Origin of the sequence: Dongia deserti, from assembly GCF_003574735.1 — a bacterium.
Lineage (GTDB): Bacteria > Pseudomonadota > Alphaproteobacteria > Dongiales > Dongiaceae > Dongia_A > Dongia_A deserti.
This window is the reverse complement of record NZ_QORW01000023.1, coordinates 44156-67369: the sequence shown is the minus strand read 5'-3', so window position 1 is coordinate 67369 and position 23214 is coordinate 44156. Positions and strand designations below refer to the sequence as shown.

The 23214-nt window shown below is 64.7% G+C and carries 24 protein-coding genes; 7 read left to right on the top strand and 17 right to left on the bottom strand.

What is annotated here, in order from left to right; translation table 11 throughout:
• Nucleotides 1–48: 48 nt before the first annotated feature.
• The 9 genes from prmC to DTX69_RS26135 form a co-directional block, all read right to left on the bottom strand.
• The gene (prmC, locus tag DTX69_RS26175; protein WP_119304536.1) at nucleotides 49–894 is read right to left on the bottom strand and encodes a peptide chain release factor N(5)-glutamine methyltransferase; all 846 of its coding nucleotides are present in this window, start codon (nucleotides 892–894) and stop codon (nucleotides 49–51) included.
• On the bottom strand, nucleotides 891–1967 hold the full coding sequence (gene prfA / locus DTX69_RS26170) for a peptide chain release factor 1 (protein WP_119304535.1): 1077 nt from the start codon (nucleotides 1965–1967) through the stop codon (nucleotides 891–893). Before prfA ends, prmC begins: the two co-directional genes overlap by 4 nt.
• The gene (gene hemA, locus DTX69_RS26165) at nucleotides 1964–3241 is read right to left on the bottom strand and encodes a glutamyl-tRNA reductase (protein WP_119304534.1); all 1278 of its coding nucleotides are present in this window, start codon (nucleotides 3239–3241) and stop codon (nucleotides 1964–1966) included. Before hemA ends, prfA begins: the two co-directional genes overlap by 4 nt.
• Nucleotides 3225–4469 carry a histidine--tRNA ligase gene (gene hisS, locus DTX69_RS26160; protein WP_119304533.1) on the bottom strand — a complete coding sequence of 415 codons (1245 nt, stop codon included), beginning with the start codon at nucleotides 4467–4469 and terminating at the stop codon, nucleotides 3225–3227. The genes hemA and hisS overlap by 17 nt, the downstream gene beginning before the upstream one ends.
• Nucleotides 4470–4523: 54 nt before the next feature.
• Entirely contained in the window at nucleotides 4524–5663 is a 1140-nt protein-coding gene (ispG, locus tag DTX69_RS26155; RefSeq protein ID WP_119304532.1) for a flavodoxin-dependent (E)-4-hydroxy-3-methylbut-2-enyl-diphosphate synthase, read from the bottom strand.
• Nucleotides 5664–5847: 184 nt separating this feature from the next.
• Nucleotides 5848–6894: a helix-turn-helix domain-containing protein gene (locus tag DTX69_RS26150; RefSeq protein WP_162917573.1), complete on the bottom strand. Its 1047-nt coding sequence runs from the start codon at nucleotides 6892–6894 to the stop codon at nucleotides 5848–5850.
• Between the two features lie 120 nt (nucleotides 6895–7014).
• Nucleotides 7015–9282: a phosphoenolpyruvate--protein phosphotransferase gene (gene ptsP, locus DTX69_RS26145; protein WP_119304530.1), complete on the bottom strand. Its 2268-nt coding sequence runs from the start codon at nucleotides 9280–9282 to the stop codon at nucleotides 7015–7017.
• Nucleotides 9283–9286: 4 nt separating this feature from the next.
• Nucleotides 9287–10321 (bottom strand): NAD(P)H-dependent flavin oxidoreductase, encoded by a 1035-nt coding sequence (locus DTX69_RS26140; RefSeq protein WP_119304529.1) that lies wholly within the window; start codon nucleotides 10319–10321, stop codon nucleotides 9287–9289.
• A 25-nt stretch (nucleotides 10322–10346) separates the two neighbouring features.
• Nucleotides 10347–11588, bottom strand: a complete 1242-nt coding sequence (locus DTX69_RS26135) for an aspartate kinase (RefSeq protein WP_284736079.1) — start codon at nucleotides 11586–11588, stop codon at nucleotides 10347–10349.
• Nucleotides 11589–11740: 152 nt separating this feature from the next.
• On the opposite strand from DTX69_RS26135, the gene ubiG reads away from it, so the two are divergent.
• The gene (gene ubiG / locus DTX69_RS26130) at nucleotides 11741–12496 is read left to right on the top strand and encodes a bifunctional 2-polyprenyl-6-hydroxyphenol methylase/3-demethylubiquinol 3-O-methyltransferase UbiG (RefSeq protein ID WP_284736078.1); all 756 of its coding nucleotides are present in this window, start codon (nucleotides 11741–11743) and stop codon (nucleotides 12494–12496) included.
• A 130-nt stretch (nucleotides 12497–12626) separates the two neighbouring features.
• Here ubiG and DTX69_RS26125 read toward each other — a convergent pair whose 3' ends face one another.
• Nucleotides 12627–13088, bottom strand: a complete 462-nt coding sequence (locus DTX69_RS26125) for a DUF1178 family protein (protein WP_119304528.1) — start codon at nucleotides 13086–13088, stop codon at nucleotides 12627–12629.
• 87 nt (nucleotides 13089–13175) lie between these two features.
• On the opposite strand from DTX69_RS26125, the gene DTX69_RS26120 reads away from it, so the two are divergent.
• Nucleotides 13176–13703: a class I SAM-dependent methyltransferase gene (locus DTX69_RS26120; RefSeq protein ID WP_119304527.1), complete on the top strand. Its 528-nt coding sequence runs from the start codon at nucleotides 13176–13178 to the stop codon at nucleotides 13701–13703.
• A gap of 9 nt (nucleotides 13704–13712) precedes the next feature.
• Here DTX69_RS26120 and DTX69_RS26115 read toward each other — a convergent pair whose 3' ends face one another.
• Both DTX69_RS26115 and DTX69_RS26110 read right to left on the bottom strand, forming a co-directional pair.
• Nucleotides 13713–15005, bottom strand: a complete 1293-nt coding sequence (locus tag DTX69_RS26115) for an acyl-CoA desaturase (protein WP_119304526.1) — start codon at nucleotides 15003–15005, stop codon at nucleotides 13713–13715.
• 37 nt (nucleotides 15006–15042) lie between these two features.
• Nucleotides 15043–15393, bottom strand: coding sequence for an ArsR/SmtB family transcription factor (locus DTX69_RS26110; RefSeq protein ID WP_119304525.1), 351 nt, complete (start codon nucleotides 15391–15393; stop codon nucleotides 15043–15045).
• 85 nt (nucleotides 15394–15478) lie between these two features.
• Between DTX69_RS26110 and DTX69_RS26105 the strand changes: the two genes are divergently transcribed.
• Nucleotides 15479–15967 (top strand): hypothetical protein, encoded by a 489-nt coding sequence (locus DTX69_RS26105; protein ID WP_162917572.1) that lies wholly within the window; start codon nucleotides 15479–15481, stop codon nucleotides 15965–15967.
• Nucleotides 15968–16083: 116 nt separating this feature from the next.
• Here the strand turns inward: DTX69_RS26105 and DTX69_RS26100 are convergent, their stop codons facing one another.
• The 4 genes from DTX69_RS26100 to DTX69_RS26085 all read right to left on the bottom strand — a co-directional run bounded on the left by DTX69_RS26100 (nucleotide 16084) and on the right by DTX69_RS26085 (nucleotide 18810).
• Complete coding sequence (locus tag DTX69_RS26100) at nucleotides 16084–16743, bottom strand: peroxiredoxin (RefSeq protein ID WP_119304523.1); 660 nt, start codon at nucleotides 16741–16743, stop codon at nucleotides 16084–16086.
• Nucleotides 16744–16783: 40 nt separating this feature from the next.
• Nucleotides 16784–17635: a carbon-nitrogen hydrolase family protein gene (locus DTX69_RS26095; protein ID WP_119304522.1), complete on the bottom strand. Its 852-nt coding sequence runs from the start codon at nucleotides 17633–17635 to the stop codon at nucleotides 16784–16786.
• Nucleotides 17636–17663: 28 nt separating this feature from the next.
• Entirely contained in the window at nucleotides 17664–17945 is a 282-nt protein-coding gene (gene grxC, locus DTX69_RS26090; RefSeq protein ID WP_119304521.1) for a glutaredoxin 3, read from the bottom strand.
• 115 nt (nucleotides 17946–18060) lie between these two features.
• Nucleotides 18061–18810 carry a ComF family protein gene (locus tag DTX69_RS26085; RefSeq protein WP_119304520.1) on the bottom strand — a complete coding sequence of 250 codons (750 nt, stop codon included), beginning with the start codon at nucleotides 18808–18810 and terminating at the stop codon, nucleotides 18061–18063.
• 58 nt (nucleotides 18811–18868) lie between these two features.
• Between DTX69_RS26085 and DTX69_RS26080 the strand changes: the two genes are divergently transcribed.
• A complete protein-coding gene (locus DTX69_RS26080) occupies nucleotides 18869–19765 on the top strand; it encodes a methyltransferase domain-containing protein (protein WP_119304519.1) in 897 nt (298 codons plus the stop codon).
• On the opposite strand, the gene DTX69_RS26075 is transcribed toward DTX69_RS26080, so the two are convergent.
• A complete protein-coding gene (locus tag DTX69_RS26075) occupies nucleotides 19760–20035 on the bottom strand; it encodes a DcrB/PsbP domain-containing protein (RefSeq protein ID WP_119304518.1) in 276 nt (91 codons plus the stop codon). The two genes, DTX69_RS26080 and DTX69_RS26075, sit on opposite strands and share 6 nt — an antisense overlap.
• Nucleotides 20036–20214: 179 nt before the next feature.
• On the opposite strand from DTX69_RS26075, the gene DTX69_RS26070 reads away from it, so the two are divergent.
• From DTX69_RS26070 to DTX69_RS26060, 3 genes are all read left to right on the top strand, one after another.
• On the top strand, nucleotides 20215–20934 hold the full coding sequence (locus DTX69_RS26070) for a response regulator (protein ID WP_119304517.1): 720 nt from the start codon (nucleotides 20215–20217) through the stop codon (nucleotides 20932–20934).
• Entirely contained in the window at nucleotides 20931–22397 is a 1467-nt protein-coding gene (locus tag DTX69_RS26065; RefSeq protein ID WP_284736077.1) for an ATP-binding protein, read from the top strand. The genes DTX69_RS26070 and DTX69_RS26065 overlap by 4 nt, the downstream gene beginning before the upstream one ends.
• A gap of 348 nt (nucleotides 22398–22745) precedes the next feature.
• Nucleotides 22746–23198 (top strand): (2Fe-2S)-binding protein, encoded by a 453-nt coding sequence (locus DTX69_RS26060; RefSeq protein WP_119304515.1) that lies wholly within the window; start codon nucleotides 22746–22748, stop codon nucleotides 23196–23198.
• The last annotated feature ends 16 nt before the right edge of the window (nucleotides 23199–23214 follow it).

The following is a 23214-nucleotide window of genomic DNA, read 5'->3' as shown; positions in this document are numbered from 1 at the left end:
GACAGCCCTGAGTTGCAGCCACTCGACGGCTTCAAGCTCTTGACTTAGCTACGGTTTTCGGAGCAGGAGGCAACGCGGAATGCCGGCCAGATCCTTGGCTGTTGCAATATGCCGCAACCCGGCCCCCGCCATGATCTCGATAACCGAATCGCTCTGGTCGACCCCGATTTCAAAAGCTGCCAGCCCGCCAGGGATCAGCAGCCGTGTGGCGGCTGGGGCCAGCCGGCGATACGCGCACAGGCCGTCCGTTCCACCATCAAGCGCCGCGCGCGGCTCGTATTGCGCGACCTCCGGCTGCAGTGTGTCGATCTGGCCACTCGGGATATAGGGCGGATTGGAGATGAGGATATCGAACGCCGAGTCGACCTGTTCGTCCCAATCCGAGCGACGGAAGGCCGCGCGCATGGCCAGCCCCAGCGCGGCCGCGTTCTCGCGCGCAACGACGAGCGCCGGCTCGGACGCATCGACGCCCAGCCCCTCGGCACGGGGAAGCTCATGCAGCAGCGCAAGCAGCAAACATCCGGTGCCGGTGCCGAAATCCACCAGGCGAAGCGGCGCGAATCGATCCGGGACTTGATCCAGCACAGCCTGCACCAAGGTCTCCGAATCGGGACGCGGGTCGAGCGTGTGGGCCGTCACCTTGAAGGTGAGCGACCAGAACTCGCGTCGCCCCAGAATATGGGACATCGGCTCGCGCTGTGCGCGGCGCGCCGCCAGTTCCCGGAAACGGACTATTGCCGCCGGATCGATCACACGCTCGGCATGCATGAAGATTGTTGCACGGTCGAGGCCGGTCGCCTCCATCATCAGCAGCCGCGCCTCGCGCTGCGCGTCTTCAAGACCGGCTGCAGCGATGCGTGCCGCCGCATCCTTCAGGAGATCGCCGATCGTCACTCCACTTCCGCCAGCCGCTCGGCCTGATCGTTCGCGATCAGCGCATCGATCACTTCGTCGAGCGCGGCGCCTTCCATCACCTTGTCGAGCTTGTAGAGCGTCAGGTTGATGCGGTGGTCGGTGCAGCGCCCTTGCGGGAAGTTGTAGGTGCGGATGCGCTCCGACCGGTCGCCCGATCCCACCTGGCTCTTGCGATGGGCGGCGCGCTCGGCATCGCGCTTGGTACGCTCCATGTCGTAGAGCCGCGCGCGCAGCACCTTCAGCGCCTTGGCCTTGTTCTTGTGCTGCGACTTCTCGTCCTGCTGCTGCACCACGACACCGGTCGGGATGTGGGTGATGCGCACCGCGCTGTCCGTCGTGTTGACCGACTGGCCGCCCGGGCCGCTCGAGCGGAACACGTCGATTCGCAGGTCCTTCTCGTCGATATGGATGTCGACCTCTTCCGCTTCCGGCATCACGGCCACCGTCGCGGCGGAGGTGTGGATGCGGCCAGATGCTTCGGTTTCCGGCACGCGCTGCACGCGATGGACGCCGGATTCAAATTTCAGCCGCGCGAACACGTTGCGCCCGCTGATGGTCGCGGTCGCTTCCTTGACGCCGCCGAGACCGGTCTCATTGACGTCCATCTGCTCGAACTTCCAGCCCTTGAGCGCCGCATAGCGCGCATACATGCGGAACAGGGCCGCCGCGAACAAGGCCGCCTCTTCGCCACCCGTGCCGGCGCGCACTTCGAGGATGGCGTTGCGTTCGTCCGCCTCGTCCTTGGGCAGGAGCATCAGCTTCACCTTGCGCTCCAGCTCCGGCACGTGCGCCCTCAAGGCGACGACCTCGTCCTCCACCAGGATGCGCATCTCGGCCTCTGTCTTGGAATCGGCCAACAGCGCTTCCAGGTCGCTCAGCTCGCGCTTCGCGATCTTCCATTGCTGGATAGCTTCGACCAAAGGCGTCAGGTCGGCATACTCCTTGGAATTACGCGCGTAGGCCTGCGCGTCCTTCTGGTCCGGACTCGCCAGCAGCGATGCCAATTCGTCGTGCCGTTTCACCACGCGATCGAGCTTTGGTTCCAAGCTCACGTCTTGTCTTCCTTGTTGTTCAAACCAAACAGGCGGCGCAGAGCCGCCTCCAGATCCTTGCCCGGCGCCGCCGCCTTCAACGCGAGGCTCGGGTTGTGCAGCAGCCTGTTGACCAGACGCCGTGTCGCCTCCGTCGCATCGATACCGGGCTGCGCCAGCACTTCGGCGCGATGCTGCTCGAAGTGCCGGTGCAGGTCGGCGATCACCGGCGCGGCTTCCTGCTCCGTCAATTGCCGGCGGAACGATGCCACGGCTTGATTGACGATGCGCCAAGCCTCCTCCGCCTCGCTGGCGCGATGCTGGCGCCCGGCCATCGCCAGCCGCTCCAGATCGTCGAGCGTATATAGGAACGCATCGTCCAGATCCGCAATGCGCGCATCCATATCCCCCGGGACGCCGCTGTCGATCAAGAAGATCGGTCGCCGCTTGCGCGCCTTCAGCGCCGCTTTCACCATCTCCACGGAGACGAGCTCGGCGCCGAGATCGAGGGCGCTGACCACCAGGTCCGAGGCCGCGAACGCCGCCGGCAGCTCCCCGAACGGTCGCCAGTGGGTGTAGTTGCGCTCGGCCCACGCCTTGGCGCGCCGCTCCTGCGGGTGGACCATGGTCCAGCGCTTCATGCCGGTGGCGGACACCTGCTCGAAGATCAGCTCCGCCATGTCGCCGTCGCCGATCAGGAGGCCGTTGAGGTTGCTGACATCGCCGTGCATGCGGCGCAACACGCTCACGGCGCAGGCCGCCATGGAGACCGATTGCCCCGCAATGCCGGTGTCATTGCGCACGCGCTTGGCGGCCTGATACGCCGCCTCCAGAATGCGATCGAGCTCCGGCCCGCTCATGCCGGCGTGCTGCGCCAACTGCTGCAGTTCCTTGACCTGCCCCAGCACTTGCGGCTCGCCCACGATCTGGCTTTCGAGCGAAGCGGCGACGGCGAAGGCATAACGCAGCGCCGCATCGTCGGTCAGCGCATGCAGGCGCGGCGCCATCTCCGCTTCGGTCACGCCGCCGGCCTCTGCCAGTAGCCCCGTCAACGTCGCTTGCGTCGTCGCTGCGTCCGGTGTCACGCACCACACCTCGCAGCGATCGCATGTCACGACCGCCATGGCCTGGGAGATACCGCTCTCGCGGCAGCGGCCGAGCAATCTCAAGACGTCTCCGGCGTCGCCCTGCAGCCGCTCGCGCAGCAATTGCGGCCCTGTGCGATGGTTGACCCCGACGATCAGGAATGTCGAATCGCCTACCCCATGCCGGCTTATGTCACTGATAGTGCGCAAGGGACTCGATCAGGCTGTCGAGCGGCACCTCGCGCTGCTCGCCACTATCGAGATCGCGCAGCGCGGCGACGTTCTTGGCAAGCTCTGTCTCGCCCAGGATCACCGCGACGCGGGCGTTGATCTTGTTGGCGCGCTTCATGCGCTTGCCCATGTTGCCGGAATAGCCGAGATCGGCCGGCAGGCCGGCCCGCCGGATCGTGTTGGCGAGGATCAGCGCCTCGCGCTCCGCCTCATCTCCGATCGGCACCAGGGCGATCGGCCGGCGCACCGCCGGCTCTTCCTTCAACAGCATCATGCAGCGTTCGACACCGCTGGCCCAGCCAACGCCGGGTGTTTCCGGCCCGCCCATGATACCGACCAGTCCGTCATAGCGCCCACCGCCCATCACCGTTCTTTGCGCACCGAGCTCATCGCTCATGATCTCGAAGCAGGTGTGGCAATAATAGTCGAGCCCGCGCACCAGGCGCGGATTGATCGCATGGGGAATGCCGATGGCCTCCAGCCCTTCCAGCACGCGCGAGAAGAAATCGAGGCTCGCCTGGTTGAGGTGCTCGGAATATACCGGCGCGTTGGCCACGATCTCCTTGTCGCCTTCGTCCTTGGAATCGAGGATGCGCATGGGATTGCGCTCCAGCCGTTCCAGGCTTTCCTTGCTCAGCTTCTCCTTGTAGCCGGAGAGATAGGAGACCAGCACGTCGCGATAGGCCTTGCGGCTCTCCGTATCGCCCAGCGAGTTGACCTCGAGGTAGCAGCGATCCCAAATGCCGATGCGGCGCAGGACCTCGACGCCGACTGCGATGATCTCCACGTCGCCCAGCGGGTCCGCGACGCCCAGCAGCTCGACACCGGTCTGGTGGAACTGGCGCATGCGGCCCTTCTGCGGTCGCTCATAGCGGAACATCGGGCCGCTGTAGAAATACTTGAGCGGCACGTGCTGGGCGAGGCCGCCGGAGATGAAGGCGCGCGCGACGCTCGCCGTTCCTTCCGGCCTGAGCGTGATGGTCTCTCCGCCGCGATCGGTGAAGGTATACATCTCCTTGGTCACGATGTCGGAGGTGTCGCCCAGCGTGCGCTTGAACACCTCGGAGAACTCGAAGATCGGTGTTCCGACTTCGAGGTAGCCGTAGCACTCCGCCGCGGCGCGCGTGGTATCGACGACGTGCCGATAACGGCGCATCTCGTCCGGCAACAGATCATGCGTGCCGCGAACCGGCTGAAGCTGAGACACCGAAGAACCTTCCTGGAAAAGTTACGCTTGGCGACCTGAGAAAACGAAGCGAGCCTAGGCGGCGCTGCTGGCGGCCTCGTTCCCGTCGTTGGCCGCCTTCTCCGCCTCGATCTCGGCCGCCTTCTTCTCGATCAGTTCGGCCATATGCTCGACAATGTCCTGGTCCTTCAGGCGATGGTGCTGCTCGCCGGCAATGTAGACCATGTGCGTGTTGTTGCCGCCGCCGGTGAAGCCGATGTCGGTCTCGCGCGCCTCGCCCGGGCCGTTCACCACGCAGCCAATGATGCTGACCGTCATGGGCGTGGTGATGTGGGCGATGCGCTTCTCCAGCGCTTCCACCGTTTTAATGACGTCGAAGTTCTGCCGCGCGCACGACGGGCAGGAGATCAGGTTCACGCCGCGATGCCTGAGATTCAGCGACTTCAGCATCTCGTAGCCGACCCTCACTTCCTCCGTGGGATCTGCGGAGAGCGAGACGCGGACCGTGTCGCCGATGCCAGACCACAACAGCATGCCAAGGCCGATCGAGGACTTGACCGTGCCCGTGCGCAAGCCGCCCGCTTCGGTGATACCGATATGAAGCGGATAGTCGCAGGCTTCGGCGATACCCTGATAGGCGGCGACCGCCAGGAACACGTCCGACGCCTTCACGCTGATCTTGAAATCGAAGAAATCGTGATCCTCGAGAATCTTCGCGTGATTGAGCGCGGATTCGACCATCGCCTCCGGGCATGGCTCGCCGTAGCGCTCCAGCAAATCGCGCTCGAGCGAGCCGGCATTGACGCCGATGCGCATGGAGCAGCCGTGGTCCTTGGCTGCCTGCACCACTTCTTTCACGCGCTGCGCGCTGCCGATATTGCCGGGATTGATGCGCAAGCATGCCGCGCCGGCCTTAGCCGCCTCGATGCCACGCTTGTAGTGGAAGTGGATGTCCGCGACGATCGGGATCTTGGTCGCCTTCACGATCTGCGACAGCGCCGCCGTCGATTCCTCGTCTGGGCACGAGACGCGGACGATATCCGCGCCGGCCGCCTCGATCTCCTGGATCTGCGTGATGGTCGCCGCCGCATCCGCCGTCAGCGTGTTGGTCATGGTCTGGACGGTGATCGGCGCATCGCCGCCCACCAGCACCGATCCCACCTGGATTTGCCGGGACTTGCGGCGGTGGATGTCGCGATAAGGGCGGACGCTCATTAATCCATCTTTCCTGTTTGGGGCACCCGATCACCTAGGAGGCAAAATGGGCGCAATTCAACGGGCGTGCGATTGGCATCGCCGCATTCGGGCAGAAGATGCGCTGAGAGGGGCAAAAGATCAAGCCCACTGCCCTCTTGTCAACCATTTGAAATAGAAGGGCTAATCCGTGCCGATCAGGAGGTCAGTTGGTGGTCGGCGTGGCTTTGCTGGTCTTGAAGGCGCTGCCGTCCTTCAGCTTCTTGGCATCGAGCGGGATATCGCGCTTCACTAGCCCCACTGTCCCCAGGCTCTTGAGCTTGGTGCCATCGACCAGGATCTCCACGCCGCCGGCATTGCCGGTGGTGAACATCAGGCCTTGTTCGTCTGGCACTGTATAGGTCTCGCCCGCCCGGAGAACTCGCGAAAAGATAACGTCCTTCTTGGCGTTGGTGACCTGGATCCAGCTTTCAAGCCGCGCCCGCACCACGATTTTTCCCGCCGGGCCCTGGGCTTGGGCGGCGGCTGCCTGCTGCGGCGGGGATTCTTCGAGCACTTCCTCGCCCGTGTTGGCGAGGTCAGCCTCGGGTGGCACCTGGTCCTCGGCTTCCGTAGCCGCTTCGGATCCCATGGGCGTGCCGACAGGCGCTTCCGCGACCGGCGGCTCTCCGGCCGGGATCTCGGCTGGCGCACTGGCATTGGCGCCCGTTGGCGACGGGACGGCCGGCTTGGTAGCTGGTGGTACAACCGGGGCAGTATCAGGGGTCACCGGCTCCACCGGCGGCTCAATCTCGGCGGTCTCTGTCGCCCTCTCTCTCGGGGCGGTTGCGTAGCCCCAGGCAACATAGCCCGCGATGCCCAGGATCAGGAACCCGGCCAGCAGAATGACCGGCGAAACCTGGAACTCGGGCAAGCCGATGCCGGCCGGCGGCGCCGGCGCCGCGCGCTTATCCACCCATCTGTGCTGCCCGGCCAGCGCATCGTGGTAGTCGGTGATCAGGCGATTGCCATCGAAACCGAGATAGTTCGCATAGGTGCGGATATAGCCGATCATGTAGGCGGTGCCCGGCAGATCCTTGCGCCGGCCCTCCTCGATGGCTTTGAGATAATTTGGCTTGATGTGGGTGACGGCGGAAACGGTAGCGAGATCCTGGCCCACCTCTTCGCGGCGGCTGCGGAGCATGGCGCCAATCTCGATCAGGCCACCGCGCGCGGCCTGGTTAGTCTCTGTGGTGCCGGACCCGTCCATCATGTCCATATATCTGCCCGGAACACTTTCGGAATCCTTACAAGATTCCGCCCTTGCCCTCGTGCCGCCGGACGCTGGTCTCTAGGAGCTAAATATATACCCCGGCCGAGGCGTCGCAATGTGTTAAAGGGGAATCTTGTGATCCGACGCATAATCAAGCAGCGCGCTCCTCAAGGAAGGCCCGTCGAGGTGTCGAACGGTCTGCCAGTAACCACGTAACCCCTTGAAATCCAGGCCGCGGATAGTAGCCCGCATGGGCAGCACGCGTGGCGGTGCCATCGACAGGGCACGGTAACCCAGGCAGAGCAGCGCCATCGCCGCCAGCGGGTCGCCCGCCATCTCCCCACACAGGCCAAGCGGCTTGCCCGCTTCGCTCGCGGCGCGTGCTACCTCCGCCAGGGCCCGCAGCATCGCAGGCGCCAACGTGTCGTACCGCCCAGCCGCAGCCGGATTATCGCGATCTGCTGCAAACAGAAATTGCTGCAGATCGTTGCTTCCGACCGACAGAAAATCGACGCGTGGTAGTAATTCCGGCAGCTGCCAAAGCAAGGCCGGCACTTCCACCATCGCGCCAACCCTAACCTCGCTGGGTAGCGGAATGTTCCGGCGCGCCTGGCGCTGCAGCTCCAAATCCAGCAACCGGCGGCAGGAATCGAATTCCGCGATCTCCGTCACCATCGGGAACATGACGGACAGCTTGCGCCCCGAGGCCGCGTTCATCATGGCGCGCAATTGCTGGCGCAGCATGGCCGGCCGGTCGAGCGCGATCCGGATGGCGCGCCAGCCCATAGCCGGATTCTCCTCCGGATCGCGTTTCCAATAAGGCAGCACCTTGTCCGACCCGATATCGAGGGTGCGGAAAATGACCGGCAGGTCGCCCGCGCCGTCCAGGACCTTGCTGTAGATCTCCGTCTGGCGCGTCACGTCGGGATATTCGTGCGCGATCATGAACGGGATCTCGGTGCGATAGAGACCGATACCGGCGGCACCGGTGGCCGCCAGCTGCGGCACGTCCATCAGCAAGCCGGCATTGATGAGGAGATCGACCTTGATGCCGTCGGTCGTCACCGCGGGCAGATCGCGGATCGCCTCGTATGCCTCGCGTTTCATCAGACGCTGGCGCATGCTTTCGGTGAAGGCTTGCAGAAGATCGTCCGACGGCCGGATGAAGAGCGTGCCGTTGTCGCCGTCGATCACCAGCGGGTCGCCGTCGCCGACCTTCTGCATCAGGTCCTGGCAGCGGCCGAGCACCGGAATGTCGAGCGCCCGCGCAACGATCGCGACATGCGCATTCTGCGAGCCCTCCTCCAGCACCAGCCCTTTGAGGCGCGTGCGGTCATAGTCGAGCAGGTCGGCCGGGCCCATGGCGCGCGCGACCACGATCGCCTCGTCCGGCAGGCGGCGCGTGCTCGGGACGTCCGCGCCCAGCAGATGGCGCAGCAGGCGGTTGGCGAGATCGTCGAGATCGGCGAGCCGTTCGCGCAGATAGGCGTCGGTCACTTCGCGCATGCGGGCGCGGGTGTCGTTCTGCACCTTCTGCACCGCGGCTTCCGCGGTCAGGCCGGACTGCACCGCCTCCATCATGCGGTTGCGCCAGCCCTGGTCCTGGGCGAACAGGCGATAGGTCTCCAGCACCTCGAAATGCTCTCCATGGCCCGCGATGTCACCGGCGGAGAGCAGCGCGTCGATCGAGCTGTGCATTTCCGAGAGCGCCGCAGTCAGCCGCTCGACTTCGCGCGCCGGGTCCTCTGCCACCAGATTCAGGAGCTGCAGCGTCGGCTGATGCAGCACGGCGACGCCGCGCGCCAGGCCTGGGCAAAGCGTGATCCCATCCAGCCGGATCGGCAGCAGCGCGATGCCGTCGCCCGGCCGCAGCTCGTCCTGGCTGACCAGCTCGCCGCTCGCAACCAGCTCCGCCAACACCATGGCGACGGTCTCGAGGGTCTCGATCTCTTCTTCGCTGTATTGCCGGCGCGTGCGGTTCTGGATGACCAGCACGCCGATGACCCGGCCGGCGCGCAGGATCGGCACGCCCATCAGCGATTGATAGATCTCTTCACCGGTTTCCGGACGATAGGCGAATTGCGGATGATGCTGTGCGTCGGCCAGAGCCAGCGGCCGCGCATGGCTGGCAATGTCGCCGACCAGGCCTTCGCCTACCCGCAGACGCGTCTTGTGCACGGCCTCTTTCTTGAGGCCTTCGGTGGCGAACAGCTCCAGCACTTCGCCGGCGCGCAGCAGATAGATGGAGCAGACCTCCGCCACCATCTCGCCCGCGATCAGCTTCACGGTCTGATCGAGGCGCATCTGTGCCGGACCGCCCCGCGCCATCACGTTGCGCAAGCGCTTCAGCAAAATGCGCGCTCCGGTAAGGCCAATCCCGTCGGTCATGGCCCTACCCGGAGATGGATTTGGGGCGTTCCAGCACGGCCTGGAGCGCTTCTTCGATCAGTTCCTGGATGATCTTCGCGGTCGGCTGCTCCTTGGTGACCATGCCGACGCTCTGGCCCGCCATCAGCGAGCCGGTCTCCACATCGCCTTCGATCACCGCGCGGCGCAGGGCGCCCGCCCAGAAATGCTCGATCTCGAGCTGGGCCGCCTTCTGGTCCAGCTGGCCACGGTCGAACTTCTCGATGACCTGCCTCTGCACGTCCATGAACTTGCGCACGCCTTCGTTCACCAGCGCCCGCACCGGAATGACAGGGAAGCGGTTGTCCAGTGCGACCGAGGGCATGGCGTCGCGCGCTGCCGCGCGGATGAAGGCCTGCTTGAACTTGGAATGCGCGATCGATTCGGTCGCGCAGACAAAGCGCGTGCCGAGCTGCACGCCCGACGCGCCCATTTCCAGGTAGCCCAGCATGGCGTTCCCTCGGCCGATGCCGCCCGCCACGAACACCGGAACGTCCCGCACGACGGGCAGGATCTCCTGCGCCAGAACGCTGGTCGAGACCGGGCCGATATGGCCGCCGGCCTCCATGCCTTCAATCACGATGGCATTGGCGCCGGTGCGCACCAGCTTCCTGGCAAGCGCGACCGCCGGAGCGAAGCACATCACCTTCGCGCCGCCCTGTTTCAACCGCTGGATGGCGGACGCCGGCGGCAGACCGCCGGCCAGCACCACATGCCCCACCTTTGCATCGAGACAAACCTCGACCAGCTGCTCAAGTTTTGGATGAAGCGTGATCAAATTCACGCCAAAGGGCTGGCTGGTCAGCTTGTAGGTTTCGGCGATCTCAGTCGCCAGGACCTCGGGTGTCATGGAGCCGGAAGCGATCACGCCGAACCCGCCGGCATTGGAGATGGCCGCAACCAGATGGCGCTCCGAAACCCAGGTCATTGCCCCGCCCATGATGGCGTAGCGGCAACCGAGGAACTCGGTTCCGCGACGCCACAGGTAGTTCAGCAGTGCCTCGGCGTGCGCACGGTCCATCTTGTTGTCTGTGGTCCTGATTCCCTTATGCGGCGTCGAGCCCGTACGCCGTATGCAAGGCGCGTACCGCGAGCTCAGTATACTCCTCCGCCACCAGCACGCTGATCTTGATCTCGGAGGTGGAGATCACCTGGATGTTGATGCCCTTTTCCGCCAGCGCCTTGAACATGCGCTGCGCGATGCCGGCATGCGAGCGCATGCCGACGCCGATCACCGATACTTTCACCACGTTCGAATCGGCGATCATGCCCGCGAACTGCACCTGATTGCGTTGCCCCTCGATCACCTGCTTGGCGCGCTCGAAATCCGCCTTGGACACGGTGAAGGTCATGTCGGTGGTGTCGCCCGACTCCGACACGTTCTGCACGATCATGTCGACGTTGATGTTGGCGTCCGCCAGCGGGCCGAAGATGGAGGCGGCGACGCCCGGCCGGTCGGCCACCTTGAGCAGCGTGATCTTCGCTTCGTCGCGGCTGTAGGCGATGCCGCTCACCAGTTCCTGTTCCATGATCTCATCCTCATCCACCACCAGCGTGCCGGGCTTGTCCTCGAAGCTCGAAAGCACCTGCAGCCTGACACCGTGCTTCATCGCCATCTCGACCGAGCGGATCTGCAGCACCTTGGCCCCGACCGAGGCCATCTCCAGCATTTCCTCGTAGCTGATCTTGTCCAGCTTGCGCGCCTTGGCGACGATCCGGGGATCGGTCGTGTAGACGCCGTCGACATCGGTGAAGATGTCGCAGCGGTCCGCCTTCAGGGCCGCGGCCAGCGCCACCGCCGAGGTGTCCGATCCGCCGCGGCCCAACGTCGTCACGCGATTGTCCTGGCCCACGCCCTGGAACCCGGCGACCACCGCCACCTGGCCCTGGGCGAAGCGCGCGATCATATCCTCAGTGCGAATGCGCGTGATGCGCGCCTTGCCGTGGGCATCATCGCTCTCCACCGGGATCTGCCAGCCCAGCCAGGAGCGGGCATTGACGCCGATGGTCTGCAGCGCGATGGCGAGGAGGCCGCACGTCACCTGCTCGCCCGAGGCCACCACCACGTCATATTCGCGGGCGTCGTAGAGCGGCGACAATTCACCGCACCAGGCGACCAGCTGGTTGGTGGTGCCGGACATGGCGGAGACCACAACCGCGACCTCGTTGCCGGCGTCGACCTCGCGTTTAACGCGCTGGGCGACGGCGCGAATGCGCTCGATATTGGCGACCGAAGTCCCGCCAAACTTCATGACCACGCGGGTCTTGGTCTTTGCCGGCGCCTTCATGTTCGGAAAAAACCCTTAAACTGCAGCAGATTGCCGGCCGGAAGGCATTGTCTTGCCGGCGGCGGCTATCCATACTCAAAGGAACCCAGCGAAGCAAGGGCTGGGCCTTCGTTTCAACGGCGGATTTCCGCCAGAATCGGCCGATTGTATCGATGTCTTTCCACTCCATCCCCGATCCCGCCGTCACGACGGTCGACAGCACCGAGATCGCCAAGTTCAGCGCCATGGCCGAGGCCTGGTGGGACCCGACCGGCGATTTCAAGCCGCTGCATCAGCTCAACCCGACCCGCATCGGATTCATCCGCGATGTCGCCACGCGCCACTTCGGCCGAGAGCCGGGCGATACCCCGTTCGAGGGCTTGTCCTTGTGCGAGATCGGCTGCGGCGGCGGCCTCTTGACCGAGCCGATGCGCCATCTGGGCGCAGACGTGACCGGCGTCGATCCCTCCCAGCGCAACATCGGCATTGCCCGCGCACATGCGGAGCAGAGCGGGCTCAAGATCACCTACCTGCAATGTGCGGCAGAGGACATGGTGGAGCGCGGCGCGCACTTCAACATTGTGCTGGCAATGGAAGTGATCGAGCATGTCGCGAACGTCGATGCCTTCATCGCGAACTGCGCCCAGCTGGTGCGGCCGGGCGGCCTGATGTTCTTCGCGACGCTCAACCGCACCGCCAAGGCTTTTGCGCTGGCGATCGTCGGCGCGGAATACGTCATGCGTTGGCTGCCGCGCGGCACCCACGACTGGCGCAAGTTCGTCAAGCCCTCCGAGCTGGCGCGCCCTTTGCGCCAGGCTGGTTTCGCCATCGAGCAGATGACCGGCGTCACCTACAATCCTCTGGCCGACCGCTGGTCTCTCACCCGCGACCTCGACGTCAACTACATGCTGGCAGCGAAGCGGGTTTGATGTTGCGTGTGAATTCCCTGGAGCCGGGAGACTTTGCTTCTTTCAGAGAATGACGGTGTTGCGGACACTAAGCGATCAGACCGCACAGCGATCTTCAGACTTCTGATATCTGATCTCTGATTACTGAATCCTAAGCGTCCGACCTTGGCAGCCAGGGGATGCGCGCAACCTCGACGCCTTCTTCCTCCAGCTCCTGATGCTCCTGATCGGTCGCTTCGCCGTAGATGCCGCGCGATTCGGTTTCGCCGTAATGGATCTTGCGCGCTTCCTCGGCGAACTTGTCGCCGACATAGTCGCAATTTGCTTCGACCTGACTGCGGATCTCCTGCAGATGCTGGCGCATCGTGGTCGCCATCACCGACATCGGATGACGGTTCTCATCCACCGCCGGCTTGGCAGGCAGGTTCGCGGACTGCTGCTTCTTCTCGGACCCGCTGATGCGCGGTGCCATCAGCGCCTTGGAGACCTTGCGGCTGCCGCAGGACGGGCACTCGACCGTCTTGCGCGCAAGCTGCCGCTCGCAAGTCTGGCCATCCTTGAACCAGGCTTCGAATTCGTGCTCCTTGGCACAGCGGAGTTGGTAAAGAATCATCGCTCGAAAAGTTGCCGTTGATCGCGTGTTCCGGGCTTAACAGATGGCACAGCTGGAAAGTTTAACAAGTCTAAATGCGTCGCAGCTATGACAACAGCGTGTGAGACCCGTCCTTCTGCCTGGGTGGCGGCCCATGCCGGCCTCATTCCCGCTGGGTCAAAAGTCCTTGATCTGGCCGCCGGCAGCGGACGCCATACCCGCTATTTCAAGAACTTAGGCTGTCAGGTCACCGCGCTGGACCGCGATGTCGCTGACCTTCATGACCTGACGCAGGCCGGTGTCGAAGTCCTGGCCGCCGACCTGGAAGACGGCTCCCCTTGGCCGCTGGGCGACCGGCGGTTCGACGGGATCATCGTCACCAACTATCTCCACCGCCCGCTCTTCCCGCACCTGGCCGGCGCGCTGGCGCCGGGCGGCGTGCTGATCTACGAGACCTTCGGCCAAGGCAACGAGCGGTTCGGGAAGCCCAGCAATCCCGACTTCCTGCTCCGCCCCGGCGAGCTGCTGGAATTCGCCGCCACGCAGGCGTTGCAGGTGCTGGCCTATGAGTGCGGCGACGTGACGGAACCCAGGCGCGCTGTCGTCCAGCGCATGGTTGCACAGCGGCTGCGCTAGCGGCGAACCTCAAGCCACCGGGCGCAGCGACATCGCGCTGCGCACCGACTCAAGCGCCACAGCCATCGGCATCAAGATAAGCGCGACGATCCACGTGCCGAGATTGCGCTGCGCCATCGCCAGGCAGACCGCGGGAAGGCCGACGAAGCTCCTCGCGTCGTGATGCACAACCAGCAGATCGAGTGTTGGATCGACGGTAAGCTCCACCCTGTCGCCGACGAGCGTGCGCATCGGCTTTAGATTGAGGGTGCCCGCCGGCCATTCCATGCGGAGCCGCCCTGCGGAATTACGGAGTTCCCGGAGCTGCCGGAAATAGCAGGCGAGCCGCGGCTTCACGAAGCGTGCCTCTCGCAGATCGTAGCGCGCCGGCTGCAGGACCGCACCGGCCAGCCGATCGACCGAATGCAGCTCCGCCCGCTCGGGCAAATCCTTCGGGAGCCGGAAGCTCCAGGCGAGCCCCAGCCGATGAAACAGCAGCAGCGTCCACCAGCCTGGATCCCATTCGCCCGCGAACAGGCCAAGCCGCGCCGAGCCAGGATAGGCATGGTGATTGTTATGCCAGCATTCGCCCATGGTGAGGATGGAGGTGAGGCGGATGTTGCGCCCCTGCACGGCGGCATCCCTCACTTCGACATGCATGCCGCCGTCATTGTGCGCGAAGTAGCCGATGAGCCAGTGGCCGAGCACGCCCGCCGTTACCCGCGCGCAGGTGCCGAAGATCACGAAGCTCCAGCCGCCCATGGCGTAGAACAGCAAGGCCGGCGGGATCTGCTGCAGCATCCAGGTCGCTTCCAAGAAGCGATAGAAGCGATCCTCCGCGATGCGCGGCTCGATCGCGATGTTCGGCGGATTCTTGAGTATGAGCTCGCAATTCAGCTGCCACCACGCATCCTTCCAGAACGAACTTCCATGACGCAGGTAGTCATGACAGGTTGGCAGACGCTGCGCGTAGTCGCGCAGCTCGTGCGCACGCATCAGCCCCAGCGGCCCCGCCAGCCCGACCTGTACACCCATATAGACCAAGAAATACTCGAGCCATTTCGGGCATTCATAGCTGTTGTGGATCAGCTTGCGGTGGCTGCCGAGCGAGTGGCCGAGCAGCAGCACGGCGCCGGTGACGAGGAAGAAGAGGAGAAGGCCGGACCACGTGAAGAAATAGACACCGCCAATGACAGCCGCGCCGGCCATGCCCAGGAACCAGAGCGACTTCAGCGGCGCGTAGCGGACGTCGCCTTCGATGACGCTGTTGAGATCGTCGGTGGAAACGCGATGATGACTGAGGCTTTCCGGCAGATGCTGCATGGCTTTCCCCTCTTTGCCTGAGCGCCGGCCGCGAAGATCAGCCCGGCTTGCGTACCGTCTTCGTTTTCGTCTTCGTCTTCTTCTGCGCCGCGAGCTTGCGCGACTCGCGCTTCAAGGGCCCGCCGACCGGGCACAGCTCGAAGGCGAAGCCGGCCAGCGTGTTCACGAGATTGTCGGGCGCGAGCTTGTAGAGCACGAACTGCCCGTGCCGTGCGCTGGTGACGAGGCCGGCATTCTCCAGGACGGAGAGATGCCGCGAAATCGTCGGTGCGCTCATCTTGAAGCGCTCCGCCAGCTCGGAGGTCGAGAGCTCCGCCGATGATAGGTAGGCGAGGATCTCCCGCCGCGGGCCGGAGGCGAGCGCTTCAAAGACCTTGTCCAGCGACATGCGAAAACTCAATCATTAGCTAATTTGCTAATTGCACAATTCCACAATATACTGCTTCCGTCAAGTCAGCGTGTGAGGGGTTACCATGCCGATACTGAGATCTGCTGGAATGGAGTCGATCTCTCGGCTTCACACGGCAACAATGGAAACTCGGCTTTGGCACGGTGCCAAAAAGCACTTGCTTCGGATCTTGGTCTACCTGGTTGTGGGGCCGCTCGTCGGCGGCGCGACCTTCGATTTTTGGACGATCGTGTCGACGCGGCCGCTTCTCGATAGCACGCTCACAGCGATCGTTCTGCTGCCGGTGGTCATGCTCTGCGGATTGCCGGTCGGTTGGAAGGCAGCGCTCTTCACCGGGTTGGCGATGAGCCTGCTCACGCCGCTCTTCAGGTATCGCCCAGCCTCGCTTCTGAGCTCGGCGGTGGTGGGCGGAGGGGCTGGCGGATCGCTGCTCCTGTACAGCGACCTGTTGCCATCGTTTGACTGGCACGGCGCTGGATTCGGTGCCGCCGGCGCAATCGCCGCGACACTAGTCGTCCACATCTGGCCGGCTGTGGCGCCCCGCAGCGTGTGAGCTTCTTGCGGCAATCTCTCTGATCACCGCTCCTCCGGGAGCCGCGTCAGTGAACTGCTCAATAAAAGCCCCGCGACCGAAGCCGCGGGGCAACAGACCAGATCAGTCGAAATGTGTTACCTCGGCTGCGGCACGATGCGCAGGTAGGGCTTCAGCGCCTTCCAGCCGCCGGGGAATTTCTGCTTGGCCTGGTCGTCGGAGACCGAAGGCGGGATGATCACGTCTTCACCCTGCTTCCAGTTCACCGGCGTGGCGACCGTGTGCTTGGCGGTGAGCTGGCAGGAATCCAAGAGGCGCAGCACCTCGTCGAAGTTGCGGCCGGTGCTCATGGGGTACGTGAGCGTCGCCTTGATCTTCTTGTCCGGGCCGATGACGAAGACCGAGCGCACGGTGGCGTTGTCCGCCGGCGTGCGGCCTTCCGACGTGTCGCCGGCACCGGCCGGCAGCATGTCATAGAGCTTCGCGACCTTGAGGTCCGAATCGCCGATCAGCGGATAGTTGACCTTGGCGCCTTGAGTCTCCTCGATGTCCTTGGACCATTTCTCGTGGTTGCCGATGGGGTCGACGCTAAGGCCCAGGATCTTGGTATTGCGCTTGTCGAACTCGGGCTTCAGGCGCGCCATGTAGCCGAGTTCGGTGGTGCAGACCGGGGTGAAGTCCTTGGGGTGCGAGAACAGGATGCCCCAGCTGTCACCCAGGTAGTCGTGGAACTTGATCCTTCCGGCCGTCGAATCCTGCTCGAAGTCCGGAGCGGTATCGTTGATGCGTAGCGACATCTCTTCCTCCCTTGCGACTGAAATCTTGCGGCAATGGCCGCTATTCGCTGGCGGCCCGCATCAAACTGTGCGGCCGCTCGAACTCCCGGTCGTGGCGCAGCGCCGGCACCATGGCGCGCGCCTTCGATACCTGCTCGAGATCGACGTCGGCCATGATGTAGCCCGGCTGGTCGCCCGCATCCGCCAGCACCTCGCCCCATGGGGAGATGATCAGCGAATGGCCATAGGTGCGGCGGCCTTCCGCATGCTCCCCGGTCTGCGCCGGCGCGAACACGAAGCAGCCGGCCTCGATCGCTCGGGCGCGCAGCAACACGTGCCAATGCGCCTGGCCGGTCGGCACCGTGAAGGCGGCCGGCACCGTCAGCATCACCGCGCCGGCGTGGGCCAGCGCCCGATGCAGATAGGCAAAGCGCACATCATAGCAGATGGTGAGGCCGAGCGCGCCCCAGGGCGTTTGCGCCACCACCGCCTGCTCGCCCGGCTTCACGCCGTTCGATTCGCGATAGGTCTCGCCGTTCGGCAGATCGACGTCGAACATGTGGATCTTGTCGTAGCGCGCGACGGTGCTGCCCGACGGATCGAACAGGAAGCTGCGGTTGGCGATGCGCCTTTCGTCGGCGCGCACCGGCATCGAGCCGATCAGCAGCCAGATGCCGAGCTCCTTCGCCAACGCGGAGAAATGCGGGATGCCAGGGTGCGCCTCCTCGACCGGCGTCTTGGCGAGTTGCCGCGCGCGGTTCGGCTCGATCAAAGTGGTGTTTTCCGGCGTCATGACGAGCTGCGCACCGGCGCCCGCCGCCGCCCGAATGAACGCGCTCGCGCTCTCGAGATTCGGCGCGATCTCCGCGGCCGAATTCATTTGAACACACGCAGCCTTGAAAACTTTGCTCATGCCCTCGTCCAATCAGATTGCCGGCCGATCAGGAGGCCGGCAGTTCCGACGCTGGTTGGTCCAGCAGGGGTTTCAGCTTGCCCGCGCGATCCAGAGCGTAAAGATCGTCACAACCGCCGACATGCTGCCCGTTGATGAAGATCTGCGGAACGGAGGTGCGGCCGCTTGCCCGCTGACGCATTTCAGCGCGCAGGCCGCTATCGCACATTACATCGACCTCTCGGTAGGTCACACCCCGTTCTTCCAACAGCTTCTTGGCACGCCAGCAATAGGGACAAAGCATGGTGGTGTAGATTTCAACGCGCGCCATGCGTCTGTCCGCTTCCGTGGCTGTCGTGCATCTGACGCCTCTCGGCAGTTGCTATCAGGTCAGTACTTTTGGCCGTGAACAAGCATTTTGCAAGTAGGTTGCTGCCCGATATTTGCTAGGTGGGCTGTATCCTGACAACTCGCGCCAGAACCAGCAGATCGACGGCACTCGCCCCTGCCAGCCGTAGGGCTTTGGCGCAGGCTTCCGCCGTCGCCCCGGTCGTCAAAACGTCATCGATCAGCAAAATCCGAACCCCCGCCGCGCGTTGCGTCTGGCGCGGATGGAGGGCGAAGGCGCCGGCTACATTGCGCTGCCGCTGGCTGCGGCCGAGATGGCCCTGGGACGCCGTCGCCCGCTGCCGGACCAGCAGGTCCGGAACCACAAGTTTTCCTCGCAAGGCGCCGATGGCGTTGGCCAGCACGGCCGCCTGGTTGTAGCGCCTCCGGACCAGCCGCCAGCGGTGCAGCGGCACCGGGGCGATAACGTCCGCCGACGCCACCAGGTCCGCCCCAGCCCGCGCCATCCAGCCGGCGAAGGTCGCGGCACCATCGATCCGGTCCGCATGTTTGAAGCGCAGGACCAAATCCCGGCTGGCGTCGTCATAGGTGAGCGCCGCTCGTGCCCGGTCATAGAGCGGCCGCTTGGCGGTGCAGGCGGCACACAGGCTGCCCTCGCCCATGTCGAACTCGAAGGGAAAGCCGCAGCAGGCGCAGCAAGGCGTGCCCAGGAACTTGAGCGCGGACCAGCACCGGCCGCATAGAGAGCCGGAATCCGCAACGATCTCGCCGCATTTCAGACAGCGCGGCGGCAGGATCGCATCCAGCAGCCAGGAGGCCGATCTGCGCAGGACGGGAGCAAGGACCATCCCGGCAGCTTGCGGAGTGGCACCGGTTCCTGTCAATTGGCCGCGGCTGGAAGGTGGAATGGTTCAGAGCACTGTCCCGGAACAGGCGCGTATTTTCGATCGCCGCTTGCTGCGAGAGCGGCGGGGGCGGGCGGCGCGCGATCTGCACGCCCATGATTTCCTGTTGAAGGAAATTGGCGAGCGGCTGTGCGACCGCCTCAGCGACATCGCACGCAGCTTTCCGCTGACATTGGATCTTGGTGCGCGCGATGGCCTGCTGGCCCGCACACTGAACGGCCGCGGCGGCATCGAGACGCTGATCCAATCCGATGCTTCGCTCATCAACGCACGAGGGCTGCAGAAGGCAGGCCCGAGTCTGGTCGCCGACGAAGAGCTATTGCCCTTCAAGGCGGAATGCTTCGATGCGATCCTCAGCAATCTCGCGCTCCACTGGGTCAACGACCTGCCGGGCGCGCTGGTCCAGATCCGCAGCAGCCTGAAACCGGATGGACTGTTTCTCGCCAGCCTGTTTGGAAGCGGGACGCTCACGGAACTGCGCAGCTGCCTCATGGAAGCGGAGCTCGCGGAGCTCGGCGGCGCCAGTCCGCGGATCTCGCCCTTCGCCGATCTGCGCGATGCCGCCGGCCTGTTGCAGCGCGCCGGCTTCGCGCTGCCGGTGGCGGATGTCGATACGATAACCGTCACCTACGGCGATGTCTTCGCCTTGCTTCGCGATCTCCGCGGCATGGGCGAAACCAACGTGTTGCTCGAAAGGCTGAAGCACCCGACCCGCCGCACCATTTTCGCCCGCACCGCCGCGCTCTATCAGGACCGCTTCGCCGATCGCGAGGGCCGCCTGTGCGCGACCTTCCAGGTCCTTTTCCTCACCGGCTGGGCGCCGCATGAATCGCAGCAGCAGCCGGCAAGGCGCGGCAGCGGCAAGACCAGCTTGAAGGATGTGTTCCGATCCTCATGAATCCGCGTAGCCATTCGGGCACTGGACCCGCTCACCGACGTTACCCGTGGATGAAGCTGGCGTGAACCGGGCTCGTCCGTCGAGAGCGGAGACGTTGATGTCCGCCGCAGGCTCTGCCGAAACTGATAGATTTGCCGCAATGTCGCCAGGGGTATCCGGCAGCGCCGCGGCAATCAGCCCGAAAGCCAACACGCCGATCGCCAGATTGAACTTCCAACTGCCCTTGGGTGGCACGTGGTCTTCCCACTGGTAGCTTTCGAGATGCATCATGACCCGTCTCCTTGAGAACGGGGCCAGACTGGCAGGGGCCTGTAGCAGAACTTTGTCGATCGGGGCCCGCAAAAGCCGCAACCTGTCACGGGCGCGCCGGCTGACAAAGTTTGATACACTTTTCCTCCTGGGGCGGGGGCTCGGGCAGTGCTAAAAAATTCGGCATTGGAGCTGCAGCCATGGAATCCATGCCCCACATCGCGATCGTCGACGATCACAAGGACATCCGTGAACTGGTCGGGCGTTATCTGGGGCAGCATGGCTGCCGCGTCAGTGCTGCCGACAGCGCCGCCAGCCTGCGTCATCTGCTCCAGCGCAGCGCGCCGGACCTGGTCGTGCTCGATGTCATGATGCCGGGCGAAGACGGCCTCTCCGTCTGCCGGTATCTGCGCGCGACCAGCAACCTGCCTGTCATCCTCCTGACGGCAGCGGCGGAAGAGACCGACCGCATCATCGGCCTCGAGATCGGCGCAGATGATTATGTGACAAAGCCGTTCAATCCCCGTGAATTGCTGGCGCGCATCAAGGCGGTGCTGCGCCGCGCCAACAGCCTGCCGCCGCAGCGCTCCGCCCAGCGCAACAAGGCGGTGCGCTTCGATCGCTGGACGCTCGATGTCGGCCGGCGCGAGCTGATCGGCGCCGATGGCGTCGCGGTGCCGCTGAGCACGGCGGAATATCGCCTGCTGTGCGTGCTGGTCGAGCGGCCGGGCCTGGTGCTGACGCGCGATCAGCTGCTGGACCTCACCGTCGGGCGCGCGGCGGACGTCTATGACCGCTCCATCGACAACCAGGTCAGCCGGCTGCGCAAGAAAATCGAGCTCGATCCTCGCAATCCCTCGCTGATCAAGACGCATTGGGGCGGCGGCTACAGCTTTACCGCCGAGGTAACGCCGGCATGATGGGCATCAGATGCCTGTTTTCGCGGTGCTTCTGGACCAGGAGCCTGGTCGGCCAGCTGATCGGCTTCATGCTGCTGGCGCTGGTGGTCTCGCAGACCATCAGCTTTTTCGTCTATTGGGACGAGCGCGGGCATGCGCTGCGTGCTGCCGCGAAGGAGGAATTCCTGGTGCGCTCCGCCTCGGTCGCGCAGCTGCTGGAAACCACGCCCGCCGTCTATCACCCAGAGATCCTGCAGGCGGTTGCCACCACCTACACGCGCTTCTGGCTGACCAAGGAGAAGCCCGATGATGTAGCAGCCTGGAAGGAGGAGGCGTGGCACCGCCTCGCCCAGCCTCTGCCGCGCTATGGGGAACCCGAACCGGCCCCGCACGGCACGCCGGAACGGCATGCATCGGCGGCCGACCCGGCGCTGATCGCGGCGCAGGCCCAAGCGTCGGATCCGGGCACCTGGGGCGTGCTGGCGGCGCGGGACTGGTCCCTCGGCCGGGTGGCCCACTACGTGCGGCTGGATCACACGTTCGGCTCCGGCCTGACGGTTCAGCTCCAGGACGGAACGTGGCTGAACGCCGCGTTTGCAAAAGCGGCCTACGGGTCGATCTGGACCTCTCAATCCACCGTTTCCCTCGCCATTACTGCAGTGGTCCTGACGATGATTGCCGTGCTGGTTGCGCATCGTGTGTCGCGGCCGATGCGGCGTCTCGCCTTTGCGGCCGAGGCCTTCGGCCGCGGCGAGGACACGGCGCGCTTGCCCGAGGAAGGGCCGATTGATATCCGCCGCACCGCCGAGGCCTTCAACCGTATGCAGGAGCGGCTGCGCCGTTTCGTGTCCGACCGCACCAGCATGCTGGCTGCCATCGGGCACGATCTGCGCACGCCGATCACCTCGCTACGCCTGCGCGCCGAGTTCGTCACCGATTCCGAGATGCGCGAGAAGATCCTGGCGACGCTCGACGAGATGCAGGCCATGACCGAAGCAACCCTCGCCTTCGCACGGGAAGAGGCGACCGGCGAGCCGACCCGCGTCATCGACCTCGCGGCGCTGACGGAAAGCGTGTGCAACGACCTCGCCGATCTCGGCTGGGACGTCACTTTCGCGGAGAGCGGCAAGGTGCCGTATCGCTGCCGGCCGGCCGCGATCCGCCGCGCGCTGCGCAACCTGATCGAGAATGCCGTGCGCTATGGCGGCTGCGCGCGCGTCAGTCTCGCCCTCACCAAGGACTCGTTCGAGATTTCCATCGAGGATAGCGGCCCCGGCATTCCGGAAGAGGAGTTCGAGCGCGTCTTCGCCCCCTTCTTCCGCCTGGAAGGCTCGCGCAGCCGCACCACCGGCGGGGTCGGTCTCGGCCTTTCCATCGCCCGCACCATCGCGCGCGGCCACGGCGGTGATATCGAGCTCACCAACCTGCGCAGCGGCGGCCTGCGCGCCCTCATCCGCCTGCCGCAGGAACCCAAGGTGCGATAGGGCGAAGGCCAGAGCGCCAATGCAGCACCGCGATCGAATCGTTTCGATGCTGCCCAACAGCGCTTGCGCGCTGCGCGCCTTCGGCGCCTTCCCCCCATCCAACTACGCCCTGGGCTCTTTGGACCCGGGGGTCGCACACGCTCGCCAAGCCTCCGTATCCTTCCCCCGCACGGGGGGAAGGGGATGAATTTGTATCAAAGTGTGCCAGCGCGACCGCCCCGCATATCTCGCGACAAAAAGCGCGATGCGGGGCAAATCCACGCGACACTCGCCCGCTAGGTTGACCCGGCACATGCGGTGAGGCGCTGCGTCGCCTCCACCAATTCAGGCACAACCGAAGGGTCAGTCATGGCGCGCATAACGGTCAACGGAATCCCCCACGATGTCGACGTCGAGCCGGAAACCCCCTTGCTGTGGGTGCTCCGGGAGCAGCTGGGCCTGACCGGCACCAAATATGGCTGCGGTGTCGCGGAGTGCGGCGCCTGCACGGTCCACGTCGACGGAGCCGCCACGCGGTCGTGCGTATTGCCGATCAGCGCGGTGGAGCCCGGCCAGAATGTGACCACGGTCGAGGGGCTATCATCGGACGGCAATCATCCGGTCCAGAAGGCGTGGCTCGCACTCGATGTCCCGCAATGTGGCTATTGCCAGGCCGGCATGATCATGGCGGCGGCCGCGCTCATCGCGCAGAACAAGGCGCCGACCGATGCCGACATCGACGCGGAGATCACCAACATCTGCCGGTGCGGCACCTACAACCGCGTGCGCGCGGCCATCAAGCGCGCTGTCGAGCAAGCCTGAAGCACGGGGAGGAGCA

Bases quoted from the DNA above. Each gene is read 5' to 3' on its own strand.
- DTX69_RS26070 (WP_119304517.1), top strand. From the start codon at position 20,215: ATGGAATCCATGCCCCACATCGCGATCGTCGACGATCACAAGGACATC.
- DTX69_RS26065 (WP_284736077.1), top strand. From the start codon at position 20,931: ATGATGGGCATCAGATGCCTGTTTTCGCGGTGCTTCTGGACCAGGAGC.
- grxC (WP_119304521.1), bottom strand. From the start codon at position 17,945: ATGGCGCGCGTTGAAATCTACACCACCATGCTTTGTCCCTATTGCTGG.
- DTX69_RS26125 (WP_119304528.1), bottom strand. From the start codon at position 13,088: ATGATTCTTTACCAACTCCGCTGTGCCAAGGAGCACGAATTCGAAGCC.
- DTX69_RS26080 (WP_119304519.1), top strand. From the start codon at position 18,869: ATGGTTCAGAGCACTGTCCCGGAACAGGCGCGTATTTTCGATCGCCGC.
- ptsP (WP_119304530.1), bottom strand. From the start codon at position 9,282: ATGACCGACGGGATTGGCCTTACCGGAGCGCGCATTTTGCTGAAGCGC.
- ispG (WP_119304532.1), bottom strand. From the start codon at position 5,663: ATGAGCGTCCGCCCTTATCGCGACATCCACCGCCGCAAGTCCCGGCAA.
- DTX69_RS26135 (WP_284736079.1), bottom strand. From the start codon at position 11,588: ATGAAGGCGCCGGCAAAGACCAAGACCCGCGTGGTCATGAAGTTTGGC.
- DTX69_RS26060 (WP_119304515.1), top strand. From the start codon at position 22,746: ATGGCGCGCATAACGGTCAACGGAATCCCCCACGATGTCGACGTCGAG.
- DTX69_RS26150 (WP_162917573.1), bottom strand. From the start codon at position 6,894: ATGATGGACGGGTCCGGCACCACAGAGACTAACCAGGCCGCGCGCGGT.
- DTX69_RS26095 (WP_119304522.1), bottom strand. From the start codon at position 17,635: ATGAGCAAAGTTTTCAAGGCTGCGTGTGTTCAAATGAATTCGGCCGCG.
- DTX69_RS26115 (WP_119304526.1), bottom strand. From the start codon at position 15,005: ATGCAGCATCTGCCGGAAAGCCTCAGTCATCATCGCGTTTCCACCGAC.
- ubiG (WP_284736078.1), top strand. From the start codon at position 11,741: ATGTCTTTCCACTCCATCCCCGATCCCGCCGTCACGACGGTCGACAGC.
- DTX69_RS26120 (WP_119304527.1), top strand. From the start codon at position 13,176: ATGACAACAGCGTGTGAGACCCGTCCTTCTGCCTGGGTGGCGGCCCAT.
- DTX69_RS26140 (WP_119304529.1), bottom strand. From the start codon at position 10,321: ATGGACCGTGCGCACGCCGAGGCACTGCTGAACTACCTGTGGCGTCGC.
- DTX69_RS26105 (WP_162917572.1), top strand. From the start codon at position 15,479: ATGCCGATACTGAGATCTGCTGGAATGGAGTCGATCTCTCGGCTTCAC.
- DTX69_RS26075 (WP_119304518.1), bottom strand. From the start codon at position 20,035: ATGATGCATCTCGAAAGCTACCAGTGGGAAGACCACGTGCCACCCAAG.
- DTX69_RS26085 (WP_119304520.1), bottom strand. From the start codon at position 18,810: ATGGTCCTTGCTCCCGTCCTGCGCAGATCGGCCTCCTGGCTGCTGGAT.
- DTX69_RS26100 (WP_119304523.1), bottom strand. From the start codon at position 16,743: ATGTCGCTACGCATCAACGATACCGCTCCGGACTTCGAGCAGGATTCG.
- DTX69_RS26110 (WP_119304525.1), bottom strand. From the start codon at position 15,393: ATGTCGCTGGACAAGGTCTTTGAAGCGCTCGCCTCCGGCCCGCGGCGG.